Origin of the sequence: Acidovorax sp., assembly GCF_034519795.1 — a bacterium.
GTDB lineage: Bacteria > Pseudomonadota > Gammaproteobacteria > Burkholderiales > Burkholderiaceae_C > Acidovorax.
Window position 1 is genome coordinate 98,604 of record NZ_JAXHOB010000031.1, and the last position, 16,894, is coordinate 115,497.

Below are 16,894 nucleotides of genomic sequence, written 5' to 3' on the forward strand. Positions count from 1 at the left end.
TGTCCGGCAAGAGCAAGCCTGCGCTGACCTCATTGATGTCATCGCTCAGTCAGAGCGGCGGTTACACCCGGCCCACCCCCCAGTAGACCAGCCCATGCTGACGCACCGTCTCCGGTCGGTACTGGTTGCGGCCATCGAACACCGCACCTGCGAGCAATTGCCGCGCCATGGCGGCAAAGTCGGGGCTGCTGAACTCTTTCCATTCGGTCGCCAGCGCGAGCACGTCGGCGCCGGCCAGGGCGTCGTCGGCCTGTGAGACCAGGGCAAGCCGATCCATGTCGCCGGGGGCCAGCCGGGCCGCGAGCTGTGCGTGCGCGTTGCGCATCGCCATGGGGCAGTAGGCGCGCACGTGCGCGCCGGCCGCCAGCAGTTCGGCCACCAGCATGCAGCCGGGGGCTTCGCGCACGTCGTCGGTTTCGGGCTTGAAGGCCAGGCCCCATACGGTGACGGTGCGGCCTGCGAGCTGGCCGCCGAAGAAGGCTGAAATCTCGCGCGGCAGCAGGCGCTTTTGTGCGTCGTTGACCTCGCGCACGGCGGGCAGCAGGCGGGGTGTCAGGTGGGCTTGCCGCGCCATCCATTCGAGCGCCCGCAGGTCCTTGGGAAAGCACGATCCGCCGAAGCCGATGCCCGGGTACAGAAACTGCGGGCCGATGCGCGGGTCGGTGCCCACGCCGATGCGCACCTGCTCGATGTCTGCGCCGTGCGCGTCGGCCAGCGCGGCCATTTCGTTCATGAAGGATATGCGCAGCGCCAGCATGGCGTTGGCGGCGTACTTGGTGAGTTCGGCAGAGCGCGGGTCCATCACGATCACCTTGTCCCTAAGCCGTGAAATCGGTCCGTACAGCTCGCGCATCACGCCGATGGCGCGCGGTGACGATGCGCCGATGACGATGCGGTCGGGGCGCTGGAAGTCGTGCACCGCCGCGCCTTCCTTGAGGAATTCGGGGTTCGACACCACGTCGAAGGGCACGGCTTCAGCGCCGCGCGCTGCGAGCTCGCCGCGGATGGTGCGCGCCCACCTCGTCGGCGGTGCCCACGGGCACGGTGGATTTGTTCACCACCACGGTGTATTGGTCGATGTGCCGCCCGGATGGTTCGCGCCACCTCGCGCACCTGCGACAGGTCGGGGGCACCATCGCCGGCCGAGGGGGTGCCCACCGCGACGAAGATCGCGTCGCGCCCGCGCAGGTGGTCCATGTCCTCGCCGGTCGCCAGCTTCACCGGCGCGCGCGCAGGTTGCGCTCGACGATGGCGTCCAGCCCGGGCTCGTAGAGCGGCAGCCGGCCGTCCTCGATGGCCTTCACGCGGGCCGCATCGCGCTCGATGCAGACCACGTCGTTGCCCATGTCCGCAAAGCAGGCAGCGGAGACCAGGCCGACATAGCCGGCACCGAATACGACGATTTTCATGGCCTGTCCTTTGGCGCGGCCCCCAAAACTCTGCTGGCATCGTCGCTGCGTCTTGTCGTACGCGCTCGGTTCATGGTGCGTACTGCCTGCGGCGCAGTGCATGGCCAAAATCGTTTCGCTGAGTTGTGTGGGCCGTTCTTGGTGTGGGTGGTTGTTGCAAGGCCGGTTGTCGCGCGCCGGTGCGACGGGGCGATGACGGGTGGATGTCGGCCACAAGACAGAAGGAGGAGGGGGAGCGGGGGGGAGAAGGGCGGCGGCCACGTCATGCAAGCGACACATGCCCCCTGCGTAATCGGCTGCCATGAGCGCATGTGGCAACCCCTGCAGGCGGCACCCGATGAGTATCCACGGCGTGCGCTTGCTGGTCGCCGCGCAGTTCGCCTCGGGGCTGGCCGATAACGCGCTGCTGGTGGTGGCCATTGCCTGCCTGGTGCGGATGGGCGAGGCCGCCTGGCTTGCGCCGCTGCTCAAGCTGGTCTTCACCATGGCCTATGTGGTGCTGGCGCCGTTCGTGGGCGTGCTGGCCGACCGCTGGCCCAAAGAGCGGGTGATGCTGGCCGCCAACCTGCTCAAGGCCTGCGCCCCCCTGGCCATGCTGGTCGGGCTGCATCCGTTGGCGGCCTTTTGCATCGCGGGGCCGGGCGCGGCCTGCTATTCGCCCGCCAAGTACGGGCTGGTCACCGAACGCGTGCCGGCCGCTGCGCTGGTGCAGGCCAACGGGTGGCTGGAGGTGACGACCGTGGGCTCCATCATTCTGGGCACGGCGCTGGGTGGCTGGCTGGTGAGCGATGCCTTCGCTGCCCTGTGGGGCCCTGCGGGAGTGCAGGGTGGGCAGGCCGCGCTGGTGGCGGTCATGGCGGTCTACCTGGCGGCCGGTGTGCTCAACGGTTGCATCGCGCGGCGCCCTGCGGCCGGTGCGTCGTCGCCCTGGCGGCTGCCGGCACTGCTGTCGCGCTTTGGCCTGGCGCAGCGCGTGCTCTGGCGCGACCGCGCGGGTGGCATGTCGCTGTCGGTGACCACGCTGTTCTGGGGCGCGGGGGCCACCCTGCAGTTTGTGGTGCTGGCCTGGGCGCAGCAGTCGCTGGGCCTGGGGCTGGACCAGGCCGCCTACCTGCAGGCCGTGGTTGCCGTGGGCATTGCGGCTGGTGCTCGCCTGGCTGGCCGATGGGTGTCGCTTGCACAGGCGCCGCGCGTGCTGCCACTGGGCGTGCTCATCGGGCTGGCGGTGCCGCTGATGACCCTGGTGGACACCGTGGGCTGGGCCGTCCCGCTGCTGGCGGCCGTGGGTTTCGCGTCAGGCGCTTTCATCGTGCCCATGAACGCGCTGCTGCAGCACCGCGGCCATGTGTTGCTGAGCCCGGGCGAATCGATCGCGGTGCAGAACTTCAGCGAGAACCTGAGCGTGCTGCTCATGCTGGGCGCCTACACCCTGCTGCTGGCGCTGGGGTGGACGACCGGCCTGCTGATTGCCAGCCTGGGCCTGCTGGTTGCCGGCTGTACGGCCCTGGCCGGCTGGCGCTGGCGCGTGTCCCGGCGGGTTGCGCCCCACGGCAGTCTGCAACACCCCGTCGCGCAAGCCACACCGCCACCCCCCTGACGCAGAAAGAAGAGGACCCACCGATGAAGATTCTGATCGTGACCGATGCCTGGGAACCCCAGGTCAATGGCGTGGTGCGCACGCTCAAGATGACGCGCGCAGAGCTGCAGCGCATGGGGCACCAGGTCGAGATACTGGCGCCCCAGTGATTCCGCTCCATGCCATGCCCGACCTATCCGGAGATATCGCTGGCGCTGACCACGCGGGGCGAGGTGGGCCGCCGCATCCGCGCCATCGACCCGGACTGCCTGCACATCGCCACCGAGGGGCCGTTGGGCTGGCCGGCCCGCTCATTCGCGATCCGCGAGGGGTGGCCATTCACCACTGCGTACCACAGCCGCTTTCCGGAGTATGTGCACGCCCGCATCGGGCTGCCCACCCGCTGGAGCTATGCCGTGCTGCGGCACTTTCACAACGCAGCGCGCGCCACGCTCACGCCCACGCCAGCCATCGTCGACGACCTCAAGGCGCGGGGATTCGCGGGCGCGCGGCTGTGGTCGCGCGGGGTGAACCTGTCGCTGTTTTCGCCCGAGGGAGAGCGCATGGAGCGCAGCACAGAGCCGCTGTTCCTGTACGTGGGCCGCATCGCCGTGGAAAAGCAGGTCCACAAGTTCCTGGAGCTTGACCTGCCCGGCGAGAAATGGGTGGCGGGCGAGGGCCCCGAGCTGCCGCGGCTCAAAGCCCGGTTTCCGCAGGTGCGCTGGATCGGCGTGCTCGACGGCCCGGCGCTGGCCCCGGTGTACCGCACGGCCGACGTGATGGTGTTCCCCAGCGTCACCGATACCTTCGGGCTGGTCATGGCCGAGTCCATGGCCTGCGGCACGCCCGTGGCCGCCTACCCCGTGCCCGGCCCCATCGACGTGGTGGGCGCCGATTCGCCTGGCGGCGTGCTCGACACCGACCTGCGCGCGGCCTGCCTGGCGGCGCTGCACAAGCCGCGCGACGCGGTGCGCCGCCACGCCGAGCAGTTCAACTGGGAGGCCGCGTCGCGCCAGTTTCTGCAGGCGCTGGCGCCGCGGCGCGCCCAGCCGCCACTGCACCCGTTGGGCGACGTGGAGTTGCCCGGCGGCACGGGCTGATACGGATTTGCCTTCAACCGTAAACGATAGTTGGCTCGCCTTGCCGTGCTACAGCACTGTTTGCGGCTCCCGCCTAGTTATACGATCGAATGCAAATCCGTATGAGCTGCATTCTCCCGGAATCCGTGCACGGAGCGTTCTCGCTGAATGCCAGGCTTCAGGAGCCTTGCGGCTCATTCTGGCGCAGCAGCCAGTGGCGCGCCAGCAGGTCTGGCGTGGTCGCCTTGGAGAACAGCCAGCCCTGGAAGCGCTGGCAACCCATGCCCGCCAGCAGGCGAAACTGTTCTTCGGTCTCGACGCCCTCGGCCACCACGTGCAGGCCCAGCGTGCGCGCCAGCGCGTTGATGGTGGCGCAGATTTCCCAGTCGTTGGTGCCTTGCACGATGTCGCGCACGAAGGCCTTGTCGATCTTGAGCCCGCCCACCGGCAGGCGCTTGAGCTTGACCAGCGACGAGTGCCCCGTGCCGAAATCGTCGATGGACAGTGCGAAGCCGGCGTTCTTCAGTTCGTGCGCGGTGGCGTAGACCGATTCGTCGAGCAACTGCGACTCGGTGATCTCCAGGATCAGTGCGCCCGCCACCACGCCCTCGCGGCGTGCGGCGTCCAGCAGCGCCTGCGCAAAGCCCGGCTCGCGCAGCTGAATGCCCGATACGTTGACCGAGATCCGCGGTACCTGCAGGCCCTCGGCCTGCCACTGGGCGATCTGGCGGCAGGTGCGCTCGAACACCCACAGGCCGATGGGCACGATCAGCCCTGTCTGCTCCGCCATCGGAATGAACTCGTCGGGCGGCACGGCACGGCCATCCACCGACCAGCGCAGCAGCACCTCGGCACCCACCGCCTGGCGCAGGTGGTCCAGCTGGGGCTGGTAGGCCAGCGTGAACTCGCCGTTGCGCAGCGCGCTGTGCAGGCGCCGGCGCAGCTCCATGCGCCGGCTGGTGATCTGGGTGAACTCCTCGATGTAGAAGCGGTAGGAGCCGCGCCCCGCGCCCTTGGCGGCGTGCAGCGCGGAGTGTGCGTGCTGCACCAGTTCGGCGCTGGAGCCGGCGTCCTCCGGAAACATGCTGATGCCGATGCTGGCGCTCATGTACTGCTCGCCCAGGTCGGCCAGGTCCCATGGCCGGGCCAGCCCCTCGACCAGGCTGACCGCCTGCTGCGCCAGCAGCGTGCGCGAGGCCGGGCGCGGCACCATCACCATGAACTGGTCGCCGGCCAGCCGCGCCAGCAGGCCCTGGCCTGCCAGCAGCTCGCTCAGCCGCCTGGCGGCCTCCCGCAGCAGCGCATCGCCGGCGCTGTGGCCGTAGGCTTCATCGAAGGTCTTGAAATCATCCAGATCCACCAGCAACAGTGCGATGCGGCGATCGGACGGCTGGGGGCCGTTCGCGGCCTCCGCCACGGCGCGCTCCAGCGAGTCTTCGAAGAAGTAGCGGTTGGGCAGGCCCGTCAGCGCGTCGAAGTTGGCGACGCGGTACAGCTGTTCTTCGTTGCGCAGCACCGCCGCTTCGATGTGGCGCAGGCGCTCGATCAGGCTCAGCCACGAGGCCTGGCGCAGCGCCGCCAGCACCAGCACCAGCAGGCAGCAGGCCAGTACCAGCCACTGCTCGGCGCGCCGGTCGTTGTGCGCCCCGAGGAACAGCCAGGCCAGCGTGGCGGCCGCAAGTGTCATGGACACCAGTGGCAGGTAGTTCATCAGCTGGTCGCAGTGGCGGCGGTAGCCGGGCGCGCTGGATGCTTCCAGGCGCAGCCAGCGCGTGCCCCAGCCGAAAGCCAGCGCCGACAGGCTGCAGACCCTGTTGGTCAGCGGGGCTCCGGGGCGCAGGCTGCCGTCGAGCAGCTCCACGTTCCAGTTCATCCAGCTCGAGGCCGTAGCCCAGCATGCCCAGCAGGACCAGCAGGTGCGGGCGCGTGAGCCGGGCGCCGACCAGCGGCACGGCCAGCGCCATCACGCCGGCCGCCGTGAGAAAGCTCACCGGGTAGAGCACCACCACCGCGGCCACGGCAAACTCGCCAATGGCGCCGGCGGGCAGATAGACCAGGTAGATGATGAGGGTGAAGGCCAGCAGTGCCAGCACCGCGCCGCCAAAGTCCAGCGCGGCCGGGTAGGCCCTGCCCGGAGCCAGCCGCGTGAAGGCGGCGCGCAGCACCGTGGCGGCCCACAGCGGCCCGGCCGTCAGAAAGAACAGATCGGCCGGGGCCGGAAACGGGTTCCAGTCCAGCGCCACCTGCACGATCCACACGACCTGCCCCAGGGTGATCAGCAGCGCTCCGGCAAAGAGCCCCGTGCGCAGCGCGCGATCGGCCGGTGCCGCCTGCCGACAGCCGCGCCAGGCCAGAAAGGCCGACAGGCTGAAGGCGGTGAGCCACGTGGCGTTGTCGAAGAACAGCTGCGCGCCGTGTTCGTGTGCGCGTTGCGACAGGGCGAACAGCAGCACGACGGCTGCGGTCCAGGCCGCTGTGAAAAGTCGTTCCGCAAGAGGCATGGGCGAGGAGCGTGCGATGGGTCGGGCGGCTGGCTCAGCCGCTGTGCGCCAGTGCCTTGCTGCTGTGCTGGCCCTGCAGATCGAGGCACTGCATCGCAGGCAAGTGGGCAGGGCGTTCCGTCCAGTTCATCGCAGGGTTCCCGTTATGGTGTGGCAGCGCGACGGGCGCGGAGGGCGCTGACCAGGCAGGCGTTTGGCGGAGCCTGATTGTAAGCGTTGGTTACAGCGGCATCGTGCGGGGCTTTGATGACAGTGCTGTGACGTGCCCGGCCGGTGCCTTGCGAAAGGCCATGCGGCTACAGAGAGCGGACCGGCGGCCCTGGCCGTGCCCAGCGCTCCAGCGGCCCCACGTACAGCGGCAGAAACACCAGGAACAGCACCGAACTGACCAGGTTGAAGATCAGGTGCGCCCAAGCCACCGCCATCTCGGGCGTGGGCGACAGGCGCGCCACGGTCTGCGCAAACACCACCAGCATGGGCGCGAACAGCGCCGCGCCGACGACCTTGAAGCCGGCGTTGATGAGCGCCGTCTTGCGTGCCAGCGTGCCCATCGATGCCGATGCGATCAGGCCGGTAACGGTGGTGCCGATGTTGGCGCCCACCACAAGGTAGATGGCCGCCTCGGTGGCCAGCACCTGCTGCTGCACCAGCACCACGGCCAGCCCGGTGGTGACGGACGAGCTTTGCAGCAGCGCCGTGATGCCGATGCCCGCAAGCACGCCGATCCACGGGGTGCCGGCCTGGGACAGCAGGCCGACGATGGCCGGGCTCTCACGCAGCGGCAGCAGCGCCGCACCGATCAGGTCCAGCGCGAACAGCACGAAGCCGAAGTAGAACAGCACCTTGCCCAGGGGTTTCCAGCGCACCGGGGCCAGGGCCGAGGTGAGTGCGCCCAGCGACAGCGCGATGGGCCCCAGTGCCGTGAGCTTGAGGGACACCAGCAGCGCTGTGGCGGTGGTGCCCACATTGGCGCCCAGCAGCACGGCCAGCGACGCGCCGAAGCCCAGCACCCCGCTGTTCACCAGCGCAATGGCCAGCGAGGTCACGGCCGAGGAGGACTGGATCAGCGCAGTGAACAGGGCGCCCAGCGCGGCACCGGCAAAACGGTTGGCCGTGGCCTTTTGCAGAAAGTCCTGCAGGCGCTGGCCGCCCGCGTCCAGCAGCTCGCGCGAAAAGCCGGACAGGCCGTACAGGAACAAGGCGATGGCGCTGATGGCCGAGAAGATCCACTGCCAGTCGGTCATGAAGGAAGGGCGCGCTATGGAAGGGAAGGGACGGGAGCAGCCACTGCTGCAGCGGTTGGGCCGCGAGGGCCTGGATCACAAGCCACGCAGGAAGGCCTGCGCGCAAAAAGAGTCTACACGCTGGCCGTGGCTGGCTGGCTTGGCTTCTGCCGGCGCCGCTGCGCCAGGCAGCGAAGGAAAGTTGCATGGTGTATGACAATCGGGAAATTGTCCTGCATCAGGGTGCAGTGCAGCCATGGCGCCTCTTGGCCCGGCCATGTCATGGGCCCGCTGCGGCCGTGCTGCGCAGCCTTTTGCGAATGACCTGCTGCGCAGACTTTTCCAGCCCCGCATACGGCCCGCCAAAGGGCTTGATCGTTGACAGAAACCGGGCGGTGGTGTCGTCGCCCACGCCCCGCATGGCGCACACCACGCTGCAGCGCTGGGGCTCCTCGCAGGCCAGGGGGTAAAGCGCCATCAGGAACGACCGGGCCTGATCGGCCTGGGCGGGTGTGGGTGGCAGTGCACCCTTGAACGAGAACTTGAGGTTGATGGTGTCGGCCAGCCCAAAAGCCGCGCCCAGATGGCCCCCAGGGTTGCCCAGTGCGTCAGAAAACAGGGTGAAGAGGGCATCGTTGGCTTCCTGCGTCTTGAGCGCCTGCAGCAACGCGAGCGCGTAGTCGGCAGATGTACCGTCCCCCGGCTGCGCATGCATCCACCTGGCAAGGCCGGCAATGCCGTCCTCCGCATAGGCGCCCGCAACCTCGGCCCACCTGGCCAGGGGCACAACGTGGCCACCACCCGGAGGAAAGGGTGTATGGGACCACTCCAGCTCGGCAGACAGGCGCTGCAGCTCCGCCTGCAGGCCCGGGGTGCGGCGCACGGCAGCCGCGAGGATGTCTTCGACTTCGAGCGCATGGGCCCGGGCTTTCTTGCGCAGGGTGTTGATGTTCACGGTACGGAACGCTGGGTCGGTAGGTCGGTTGCCATTATTGCGGGCCGTGTGCGCTTCTGGACCTGCCACTTTTTCCTCCCCACATGGCGTCGCTTGTCATGCTGGTGGTAGATTGACCAATGAATCTTTCTATCTCGTCCGCGTTGATGTAGACGCCGAGCCACTGGGCTGGCATCAGGTCCTTGATGGTGCTTTTTCCGGAGCCATTGGGCCCAGCAAACATGCGCAGACGCGGAACCTGCGCCGTCATGCCTCGCGCGCCCGCACCCGTGTCGATCCGGTTGGCACGTCAATGGGTTTGGAAATATTGCGAATCACGCGCACCCGGTTTTCATAGGGGGCCCCAAATCGTTCTTTATGCTACTTCACTTGGGTCTCGCCGGTCCCGCGCGAGCCTGTCTCAGCCCGCCACTACAATGGGAAAGCGCGCCTGCAGCCCATCCGCGCCGCGCGTGAACGGCACGGTGAGGGCATCGCGCCCCGCCTCGGGTAGGTTGCGCCACAGAAAATCGCGCGCATTGCCCGCATCACCCGCCACGTAGAGCTGCGTGGTCAGCAGCTCGCGCGGGCCCAGGCGCACCTTGAAGTGCACGTGCGGCGTGCGCCCGCTGTACGGCACGGGGCGGATGGTGCGAAAGCGGTAGCTGCCGTCGGCCCCCACGGTCACCTTGCCAAAGCCCTGGAAGGCGGCGTCGGCCTTGTCGCCATCGCCCGGGTGGTGGTAGTGGCCGTTCTCGTCGCACTGCCAGATCTCGACCTGCGCGCCGCGCACGGGCTTGCCGGCCAGGTCGGTCACCGTGCCCTCGATCCAGGCCGGCTGGCCGCCGCGGTAGCTGAGCTGGCCGTTGCGCAGCAGGTCGTGGTCGGCATCCTGGGGCAGGCGCACGGGGTAGAAGGGCCCCTCGGTCTGCGATGGGGTGGCGGTGCGCGCGGCGGCCGGCTGGGCGCGCACGCCCAGCCAGAGCGCGGGGGCGGCGACCAGGGCGGCGGCGACGGTGCGCCGGGGCAGGGCGGTGGTGTGCATCGCCATGTGAGCGCAGGGGCGGGGCGCGAGTTCCCGCAAGCTGCCGTCAGCCCGGGTTTTCCTTCCAGTGCCTGGCCCACAGCGCTTCGCCGCGCTCCAGGGCCGCGCCCAGCTCTTTCTTGCGGCGTTGCGCCACGGCCATCACGAGCGCGTTGGCGACCGACAGCGCGGCGGTGTAGGAGTCGAACGGCGAGGCGCTGGACGTGCGCACCAGCAGCACGTGGTCGGCCGATGCGACCGCCGGGGCCGTGGGGTCGTCGGTCATCAGCACCACCCGGGCGCCTTGCTCCTTGAAGTATTTTGCGGCCCGCGTGATGGCCAGCGAATGGCGGCGGAAGGTGGGGGCCAGCAGCACGTCGTGCTCGCCCAGCCAGAGCATCTCGTCTTCGATGAACAGGGGGCTGGTGGCCGCCATCAGGCGCACGTCGGGCAGGCACATGTTCAGGTGCAGCGCCAGGTGGCTGGCGATGGGGGTGCCGTGGCGCTGGCCCAGCAGGTGCACGCGTGCCTTGCGTTGGGTGAGCAGGCGCACCGTGGCCTCGAAGGCCGCCACATCGAGCGCGGCGAAGGTGGCCGCCAGGTTGTGCTGGTCGTGCAGCAGCACGTTGTCCAGGCACGAGCGGATGGAGATGTCGTCGCCGATCACGGCGCTGGCGCGCGTGCCGGGCGCGGCGAGCAGGGCCGTCACCTCCGAGCGGGCTTCCATCTGCGCCTGGGCATAGCTCTCGTAGCCCAGCTTGATGAGCAGGCGCACCACGGTGGATGCGCTGGTGTTCACCTTGCGCGCGAGCTGCGTGGCCGATTCGAGCAGGCCCTGCGGGTGCTGGGCCTGCAGCTCGGCGATCAGGCGCTGCTCGCTCTTGGTGAGCTTCTTGCCGTAGCTGGTGATGCGTTGGTTCAGGTTCATGGCGATCCGATTGTGCGCAGATCTTGGCAATGTCCATTTTGCGCGTGTTGTTGCAAAATTGATATCAAACTGCAAGAATATCTTCAAATTTTTCCCTGCCACTGCTCTACCACCCCAGGACGCCCATGAACTCCACATCCCCTGCCTCCACCCTGCGCCGCCGCGAGCTTCTGGGTGCCGGCCTTGCTGCTGCCGCTGCGGCATTGCCTTTTGCGGCCCATGCGCAGGCCTTCCCCTCCCGCACGGTGACGCTGGTGGTGCCGTTCCCTGCGGGCGGCTCGGTGGACCTGATCGCGCGGCTCTACGCCGAGCCGTTGGCCAAGGCGCTGGGCACCTCGGTGGTGGTCGACAACCGGGCCGGTGCCGGCGGCTCCATCGCCAGCGCCCAGGTGGCGCGCGCCAAGCCTGACGGCTACACGCTGGTCGTGTCCTCGCAAAGCTCGCACCTGGCCAACCCGCTCACGCAGTCCAACGTGGGCTACGACCCGATCAAGGACTTCGCCTCCATCGCGCAGCTGGCGCGCACGCCCAATGTGCTGGTGGTCAACCCGGCCGTGCCGGCCAAGACGCTCAAGGAATTCATCGCGCATGTGAAGGCCAACCCCGGCAAGCTCAACTTCTGCAGCGCCGGGCCGGGCAGCATGGGCCAGCTCAATGCCGAGCTGTTCAAGAACGCCGCGCAGCTCGACGCTGTGCATGTGCCCTACCGGGGCGGTGGCCCGCTGGTCACCGCGCTGATGGCCAACGAGGTGCAGTTCGGGCTGGACAACCTCGCGCCCTTCCTGCCCCAGATCCAGGCCGGCAAGCTGCGTGCGCTGGCGGTGGCCGCGCCCACGCGCCTGTCGGTGCTGCCCGATGTGCCCACCTTCGAAGAGCTGGGCTACCCCCGGAGCAACGCCACCTCGTGGATCGGCCTGGCCGCGCCCGCCAAGACGCCGCCCGAGGTGCTGGCCGCGCTGTACAAGGCCGTGCGCTCGGTGGCCGAGCAGCCGGCCATGATCGAAGCGCTGCAGACACGCGGCGCCCTGGTGCCCGAGGCCCTGTCGTCCGCACAGTTCACCGCGATGATGGGCGAGCGCCTGGCGGTGTATGGCGACCTGGTCAAGCGCCTGGGCATCCGGGGTGAGTAAGCCGATGACGCAGCAGGCTGCCTTCGCCCCCGACGATTCGCCCCTGGAGGTGCTGCCGCGCGACCTGTCGGCCTACCGCAAGGGCAACACCGGTATCGCCTATGTGCACCGCTTCGAGTCGGGCCGGCCCGGCCCGCACGTGCTGATCAATGCGCTCACGCACGGCAATGAGATCTGCGGCATGGTGGCGGCCACGCGCCTGCTCGACACCGGGGTGCGCCCGAAGATCGGCACGCTCACGGTGGGCTTTGCGAATGTGCAGGCCTACGAGGCCTTCGACATCGACCGGCCGTACGAGAACCGCCAGTTGGTGCACAACCTCAACCGTATCTGGTCGCCCGAGATGCTGGATGGCAGCGAGCAAAGCCCCGAGCTGCGCCGTGCGCGCGAACTGCGCCCGGTGCTGGCCGCGGCCGACAGCATCCTCGACATCCACTCCACCCGCGCGCCGGTGCAGCCCTTCTGGGTCTACCCGGAGTTCGAGCGCAATGCTGCATTGACCCTGGCCGTGGGCAACCCGCTGGTGCACCTGGTGATGCCCCCGGGCGCGGCCCCGGGCACCGGGGTGATGTCCTATGCCCGCCATGGCGACCCGGCCAGCGACAGCCTGGGCGCGGTGGTGGTGGAGTGCGGGCAGCATTTCGCCCGGTCATCTGCCGACCTGGCCACCGACGTCACGCTGCGCTTTCTGGCGCACCATGGCCTCATCGACGCCCTGCCTGCACCCGCCGACAGCGCGCTCGCGCGGCGTTTTCGGCTGCTGGAGGTGCACCTGGTGCAGACGGAGCGCTTTGCCTTCACGCGGCCGGTCATCGGCTTCGAAACCTTTGCCCAGGGCGAGCTGATCGCGGTGGACTCTGGCAAGGAGATCCGCTCGCCCTGCGACGGCTGCACCATCTTCATGCCCACGCGCGACCCGGTGGTGGGGCGCGAGGGCGTGTACCTCACGGTGCAGGTCTGAACCTCCTTACAGCCGCTGCCGGTAGGCCGCAGGCGTCTCCCCGAAGCTGCGCTTGAACAGGTTGATGAACGCGCTGGCCGTGGCGTAGCCCAGGTCCAGTGCGATGCTGTTCACCGGCACGTGGGCGGCCAGCATCTCCAGCGAGCGCATGAGGCGCGCGCGCTGCCGCCAGGCGGTGAAGTTGAAGCCCGTTTCCTCCACGAAGCGCCGGCTCAGCGTGCGCGAGCTCAGGGCTGCCCACCGGGCCCAGGCCTCCAGGTCGCGCCCGTCCGCCGGGTCGGCGATGAGCGCACGCGCAATGAGCTGCAGGCGTGCGTCCCTGGGCAGGGGCAGGCCCAGGGGCTCGACCGGCAGGCTGCGGATTTCGTCCAGGATCACCCCGGCCACGCGCAACTGGCTTGCATCGAGCGGGCCCAGCGGCCACTCGGCCGCGCGCAGCACCGCCTCGCGCAGCAGGCCCGAGGTGCGCAGCGTGCAGGGCCTGGCAGGCAGGCCCTGGCAGGCGGCGGGCTCGACATACACGCTCCAGCCGTGGAAGGGGCCATGCGACTGTGCCGCATGCAGGTGGTGCGGCGGCAGCCACACGGCATGGATGGCGGGCACCACCCATACCGCATCCTGCACCTTCACCGAGATCAGCCCGCGCAGTGAGCCGAAGAGCTGGCCACGCGCGTGCTGGTGCGGCTCGGTCATGCGCTCGCTGTCTTGCGTGCCGGCGAGGGCGATGACCAGCGGGCCGTCGGGCGCGTCGATGGTGGCGAGGTCGAGCTTCAGGTCGGACATGGGGGCGCTGGTGGCGGAGTGAATGGCGGCATCGAGCAATCAAATGGCGTATACAGTGTACAGCCGCCAGGCAAATGCATCTTATTCTTGTTTGAATCACATCAACAGGAATCAGGCCATGCGCGCACAGGATGTTCTTCCAGACCATGTCAACGAAGTAGAGGTGGGCGGCGTCACCGTCCGCAAGGGATCGGTGGGGGCCTTCCTCGCCAATGCGCGGGTGCTGCAGGACCCCGGCGCATCCGCCGAGGCCCGCGCGGCCGCTGCGGACGACATCGGGGCATTGGCACCCGCGCTGCGCGCGCTGGGGCTGTTCGACGTACTCGAAGTCAGGGACCCGCAGTTGCGCACCCTGGTCGAGCCGCGTGCGCCAGCGCCGGTGGCGGTGGATGCCCCCGACCTCGATGCGCTGTACTCGCCGCCGTCCGAGATGATCCAGAAAGCGGTGCTCGACCGCCTCATCGGTTCGCACGAAAGCTACCTCAGGGCCGCGACCTTCTTCTGCCTGGCCACGGGCAGCGGCCAGGGGCTCGATGCCTCGCCGCGCGGCGGGCCACCGGGCTTCGTGCATGTGCTTGACGCACACACGGTGGCCTTTGCCGACTGGCCGGGCAACAACCGCATCGAGTCCCTGCGCAACCTGGAGCGCGATGACCGCGTGGGCATGCTCTTCCTCTTTCCGGGGCTGGAGGTGTTCCTGCGCATCAACGGCCACGGCAGGGTGTCCACCGCCCCCGAGCTGCTGGCCGAGCTGGCGGAACAAGGGCGCACGCCCAAGACCGCCACCGTGGTGGCCATCACCGAGGTGCTCATGCACTGCGGCAAGGCGGTGAACCGCGCCAAGCTGTGGGCCCCGGCATCGCAGGTGGACCGCGCCAGCCTGCCCACGGTAGGGCAGATGCTGGCCGAGCTGACCCGGCTGGGCGGTGCCACCACACAGATCGGCGACGAGCAGGTGGGGCAGATCAACGCGCACTACGACCACGAGGTGCGGCATGCCCTTTACTGAGGAAGAACGCAGGCCGGGCCTGCTGGAGCGCACCTTCGACCGGCTGCTGCTGCGCAACACGCGGGTGGCTGCGGTCGAGCAGGTGTCGGAGCGCTTTCGGCTCATAGACCTGGAGGGCGATGCCCTGCAGGGCGCGGCCTGGGCGCCCGGGCACAAGCTGCAGGTCAAGGTGGCCGGGCCGTTCACGGCGCGCACCTTCACCCCCATCGTGTTCGATGTGGTGCGAGGGCACACGCGCCTGCTCGGCTATGCGCATGGAGCCGGGCCCGGCAGCGACTGGCTGCGGCGCGTGCAGGTGGGCGATGCCTGCCAGGTCTTCGGGCCGCATCGCTCGCTGGCGCTGGGCGATCTTGCGGGGCCGGTGGTGCTGCATGGCGATGAGACCTCGTTCGGCCTGGCCGCCGCCGTGGCGATGGCCATGGTCGGCGGGGCAGCGCCTTGCTGCGTGTTCGAGGTGGAGTCCCGCGCCGAATCCACGCTGGCGCTGCAGGCGCTGGGCGTAGCGACCGCAGTGCTGGTGGAGCGACGCGACGAGGCGCTGCGCATGCAGGCGGCCAGCGAACTCTGGTCGCAGTGCAGCGGCGACGGCACGCTGTTCGTGCTCACGGGCCGGGCGCAGTCGATCCAGCAGGCGCGCCAGGCGCTCAAGGCGCGCGGTGTGCCGGGCTCGCGCATCGTGTCCAAGGCGTACTGGGCGCCGGGAAAGGCCGGCATGGATTGATGGACCATGGCCTGGTTGCATTTGTTCCTGCGCCGCACTGGACAAGCGGGCCCGCGAGCGCTAGTGTGGTGACCAGGGCCAGGAACACTGATTTTCGCGACCCCGAAATTGGTGTGAACAGGCCCTAGCCCACGGAGCCACGCCATGCCACACCAGCTGTCCTTGCCAGGGGTGGAACCCGCCGAGCCACGTCCGTCCCGGCCGCCCTCCAGGCCCGCGCCAGAGCAGCGCGCGCGGCCCCACCACCTCTTCTTTGCGGTGCTGGCCGAGCCTGCGGCCGCATGGTGTGCAGACCGCCTGCGCCGCGACCTGATCGCACGCCACCAACTGGCCGGCAGCGAGGTGCGCACCGAGCGTCTGCACCTGACCCTGGTCTCGCTGGACTGGCATGCCGAGTTTTCCGAGGCACTGGCCCTGTGGGCGGCGCGGGCCGCCAGCGGGGTGGACATGCCGGCCTTCAATATCCGGCTCGACCGCTTTCTGAGCTTTCACCGGCGCCGGGGCAATCGCCCGCAGGTGCTGTGCGGCGCAGGCGAGGGGGTGGCCGGCTTTCTGGCGCTGTACCAGGCACTGCACGATGCGCTGCAGGCCGCCTGGCCCGTCCCGCACCCCGTGCGTGCCGCACCGGTCATCACGCCCCACATGACCTTGTACTACAGCCCCCGCGACGTGCCGGAGCACCCCGTGGAGCCGCTGTGCTGGACGGTGCGCGAGTTCCAGCTGCTGTACAACCGGCTGGGCTCGGGCGGGGCCTACCGGGTGCTGGGGCGTTGGCGGCTGGACCACCACCGGTTTCACTAGTGAATGGCTGCTTGTGCCTGGTTGCCCAGCAACCTGCCTGCGTCAGCAATGCAAACGTGCCGCTGGTGTACCGTGAGGATTCCTTCGTGGGTCAGCCTGGAGAACAGCCGGCTCACGGTTTCCAGCTTCATCCCGAGGTAGGAGCCGATGTCTGCACGCGTCATCCGCAGCACCAGCTCAGTTTCTGAGAACCCGCGCGCATGAAGGCGCTTGACCAGGTTCAGCAGGAAAGTCGCGAGCCGCTCCTGCGCCCGCATGCTGCCCAGCAACAGCATCATCTGGTGCTCGCGAACGATTTCCCGGCTCATCGCCTTGTGCAGATGTTGTTGCATGACGGGCAGTTCGCGCGAGAGCTCTGCCAGCCGAGCGTATGGAATCGCGCACACTTCGGAATCTTCAAGCGCCACCGCGCTGCCCATATGGCGCTCCGTGACGATCCCGTCCAGGCCAAGCATTTCGCCGGCCATCTGGAAACCCGTCACCTGCTCGTGCCCCGTCTCGGTGGCGAGACCCGTTTTGAAGAAGCCGCTGCGCACCGTGAAGATGGCTTTGAACGCATCACCATCGCGGAAAAGGTGCTCGCCCCGCTTGATCCGGATGCGCCGAATCGACAGTTGGTCCAGCAGTATCCGCTGTGACGGCTCCAGGTCCATGGGAAAGCATGCGTCGCGTTGCGTGCAGTGGGGGCAGGTAGCGGCGGTAGAAGCGTTGGTCATGGTGCAGGTCCCTGGTCGGTGCCTTGACTTTAGGCAGCCGCACTGGATCTGGCTGTGGGGAGTTCTCCACTGCGCCTGACGGGAGCTTCGGTCATGTTT

General features: G+C 68.7%; 13 protein-coding genes and 2 pseudogenes. 7 read left to right on the plus strand and 8 right to left on the minus strand.

Features of this window, described 5'->3' with window-relative positions:
• Positions 1 to 61: 61 nt before the first annotated feature.
• Positions 62 to 1,409, minus strand: a pseudogene (locus tag U5N23_RS30675) (UDP-glucose dehydrogenase family protein).
• 337 nt (positions 1,410 to 1,746) lie between these two features.
• Between U5N23_RS30675 and lplT the strand changes: the two are divergent.
• Positions 1,747 to 3,006 carry a lysophospholipid transporter LplT gene (gene lplT, locus U5N23_RS30680; protein WP_322596457.1) on the plus strand — a complete coding sequence of 420 codons (1,260 nt, stop codon included), beginning with the start codon at positions 1,747 to 1,749 and terminating at the stop codon, positions 3,004 to 3,006.
• A 23-nt stretch (positions 3,007 to 3,029) separates the two neighbouring features.
• A pseudogene (locus U5N23_RS30685) lies at positions 3,030 to 4,085 on the plus strand (glycosyltransferase family 4 protein).
• Positions 4,086 to 4,242: 157 nt separating this feature from the next.
• Here U5N23_RS30685 and U5N23_RS30690 read toward each other — a convergent pair.
• The 5 genes from U5N23_RS30690 to U5N23_RS30710 all read right to left on the minus strand — a co-directional run bounded on the left by U5N23_RS30690 (position 4,243) and on the right by U5N23_RS30710 (position 10,674).
• On the minus strand, positions 4,243 to 5,937 hold the full coding sequence (locus U5N23_RS30690; RefSeq protein ID WP_322596458.1) for a putative bifunctional diguanylate cyclase/phosphodiesterase: 1,695 nt from the start codon (positions 5,935 to 5,937) through the stop codon (positions 4,243 to 4,245).
• Positions 5,938 to 6,861: 924 nt separating this feature from the next.
• The gene (locus U5N23_RS30695; RefSeq protein WP_322596459.1) at positions 6,862 to 7,809 is read right to left on the minus strand and encodes a Na/Pi symporter; all 948 of its coding nucleotides are present in this window, start codon (positions 7,807 to 7,809) and stop codon (positions 6,862 to 6,864) included.
• 259 nt (positions 7,810 to 8,068) lie between these two features.
• Positions 8,069 to 8,743 carry a hypothetical protein gene (locus U5N23_RS30700; protein ID WP_322596460.1) on the minus strand — a complete coding sequence of 225 codons (675 nt, stop codon included), beginning with the start codon at positions 8,741 to 8,743 and terminating at the stop codon, positions 8,069 to 8,071.
• 400 nt (positions 8,744 to 9,143) lie between these two features.
• Positions 9,144 to 9,773, minus strand: coding sequence for a protocatechuate 3,4-dioxygenase (locus U5N23_RS30705; RefSeq protein ID WP_322596461.1), 630 nt, complete (start codon positions 9,771 to 9,773; stop codon positions 9,144 to 9,146).
• Positions 9,774 to 9,813: 40 nt separating this feature from the next.
• Positions 9,814 to 10,674 carry a MurR/RpiR family transcriptional regulator gene (locus U5N23_RS30710; protein WP_322596462.1) on the minus strand — a complete coding sequence of 287 codons (861 nt, stop codon included), beginning with the start codon at positions 10,672 to 10,674 and terminating at the stop codon, positions 9,814 to 9,816.
• A gap of 125 nt (positions 10,675 to 10,799) precedes the next feature.
• Between U5N23_RS30710 and U5N23_RS30715 the strand changes: the two genes are divergently transcribed.
• Both U5N23_RS30715 and U5N23_RS30720 read left to right on the plus strand, forming a co-directional pair.
• Positions 10,800 to 11,804 carry a tripartite tricarboxylate transporter substrate binding protein gene (locus U5N23_RS30715; protein ID WP_322596463.1) on the plus strand — a complete coding sequence of 335 codons (1,005 nt, stop codon included), beginning with the start codon at positions 10,800 to 10,802 and terminating at the stop codon, positions 11,802 to 11,804.
• A gap of 4 nt (positions 11,805 to 11,808) precedes the next feature.
• A complete protein-coding gene (locus tag U5N23_RS30720; RefSeq protein ID WP_322596464.1) occupies positions 11,809 to 12,765 on the plus strand; it encodes a succinylglutamate desuccinylase/aspartoacylase domain-containing protein in 957 nt (318 codons plus the stop codon).
• A gap of 6 nt (positions 12,766 to 12,771) precedes the next feature.
• On the opposite strand, the gene U5N23_RS30725 is transcribed toward U5N23_RS30720, so the two are convergent.
• A complete protein-coding gene (locus U5N23_RS30725) occupies positions 12,772 to 13,548 on the minus strand; it encodes a helix-turn-helix transcriptional regulator (protein ID WP_322596465.1) in 777 nt (258 codons plus the stop codon).
• 352 nt (positions 13,549 to 13,900) lie between these two features.
• Between U5N23_RS30725 and U5N23_RS30730 the strand changes: the two genes are divergently transcribed.
• The 3 genes from U5N23_RS30730 to U5N23_RS30740 all read left to right on the plus strand — a co-directional run bounded on the left by U5N23_RS30730 (position 13,901) and on the right by U5N23_RS30740 (position 16,079).
• Complete coding sequence (locus tag U5N23_RS30730) at positions 13,901 to 14,557, plus strand: MSMEG_1061 family FMN-dependent PPOX-type flavoprotein (RefSeq protein ID WP_322596623.1); 657 nt, start codon at positions 13,901 to 13,903, stop codon at positions 14,555 to 14,557.
• Positions 14,544 to 15,278 (plus strand): siderophore-interacting protein, encoded by a 735-nt coding sequence (locus tag U5N23_RS30735; protein ID WP_322596466.1) that lies wholly within the window; start codon positions 14,544 to 14,546, stop codon positions 15,276 to 15,278. The genes U5N23_RS30730 and U5N23_RS30735 overlap by 14 nt, the downstream gene beginning before the upstream one ends.
• A gap of 144 nt (positions 15,279 to 15,422) precedes the next feature.
• Positions 15,423 to 16,079: a 2'-5' RNA ligase family protein gene (locus U5N23_RS30740; protein ID WP_322596467.1), complete on the plus strand. Its 657-nt coding sequence runs from the start codon at positions 15,423 to 15,425 to the stop codon at positions 16,077 to 16,079.
• On the opposite strand, the gene U5N23_RS30745 is transcribed toward U5N23_RS30740, so the two are convergent.
• Positions 16,076 to 16,795 carry a helix-turn-helix domain-containing protein gene (locus U5N23_RS30745; protein WP_322596468.1) on the minus strand — a complete coding sequence of 240 codons (720 nt, stop codon included), beginning with the start codon at positions 16,793 to 16,795 and terminating at the stop codon, positions 16,076 to 16,078. The genes U5N23_RS30740 and U5N23_RS30745 overlap by 4 nt on opposite strands.
• Between the last annotated feature and the right edge of the window lie 99 nt (positions 16,796 to 16,894).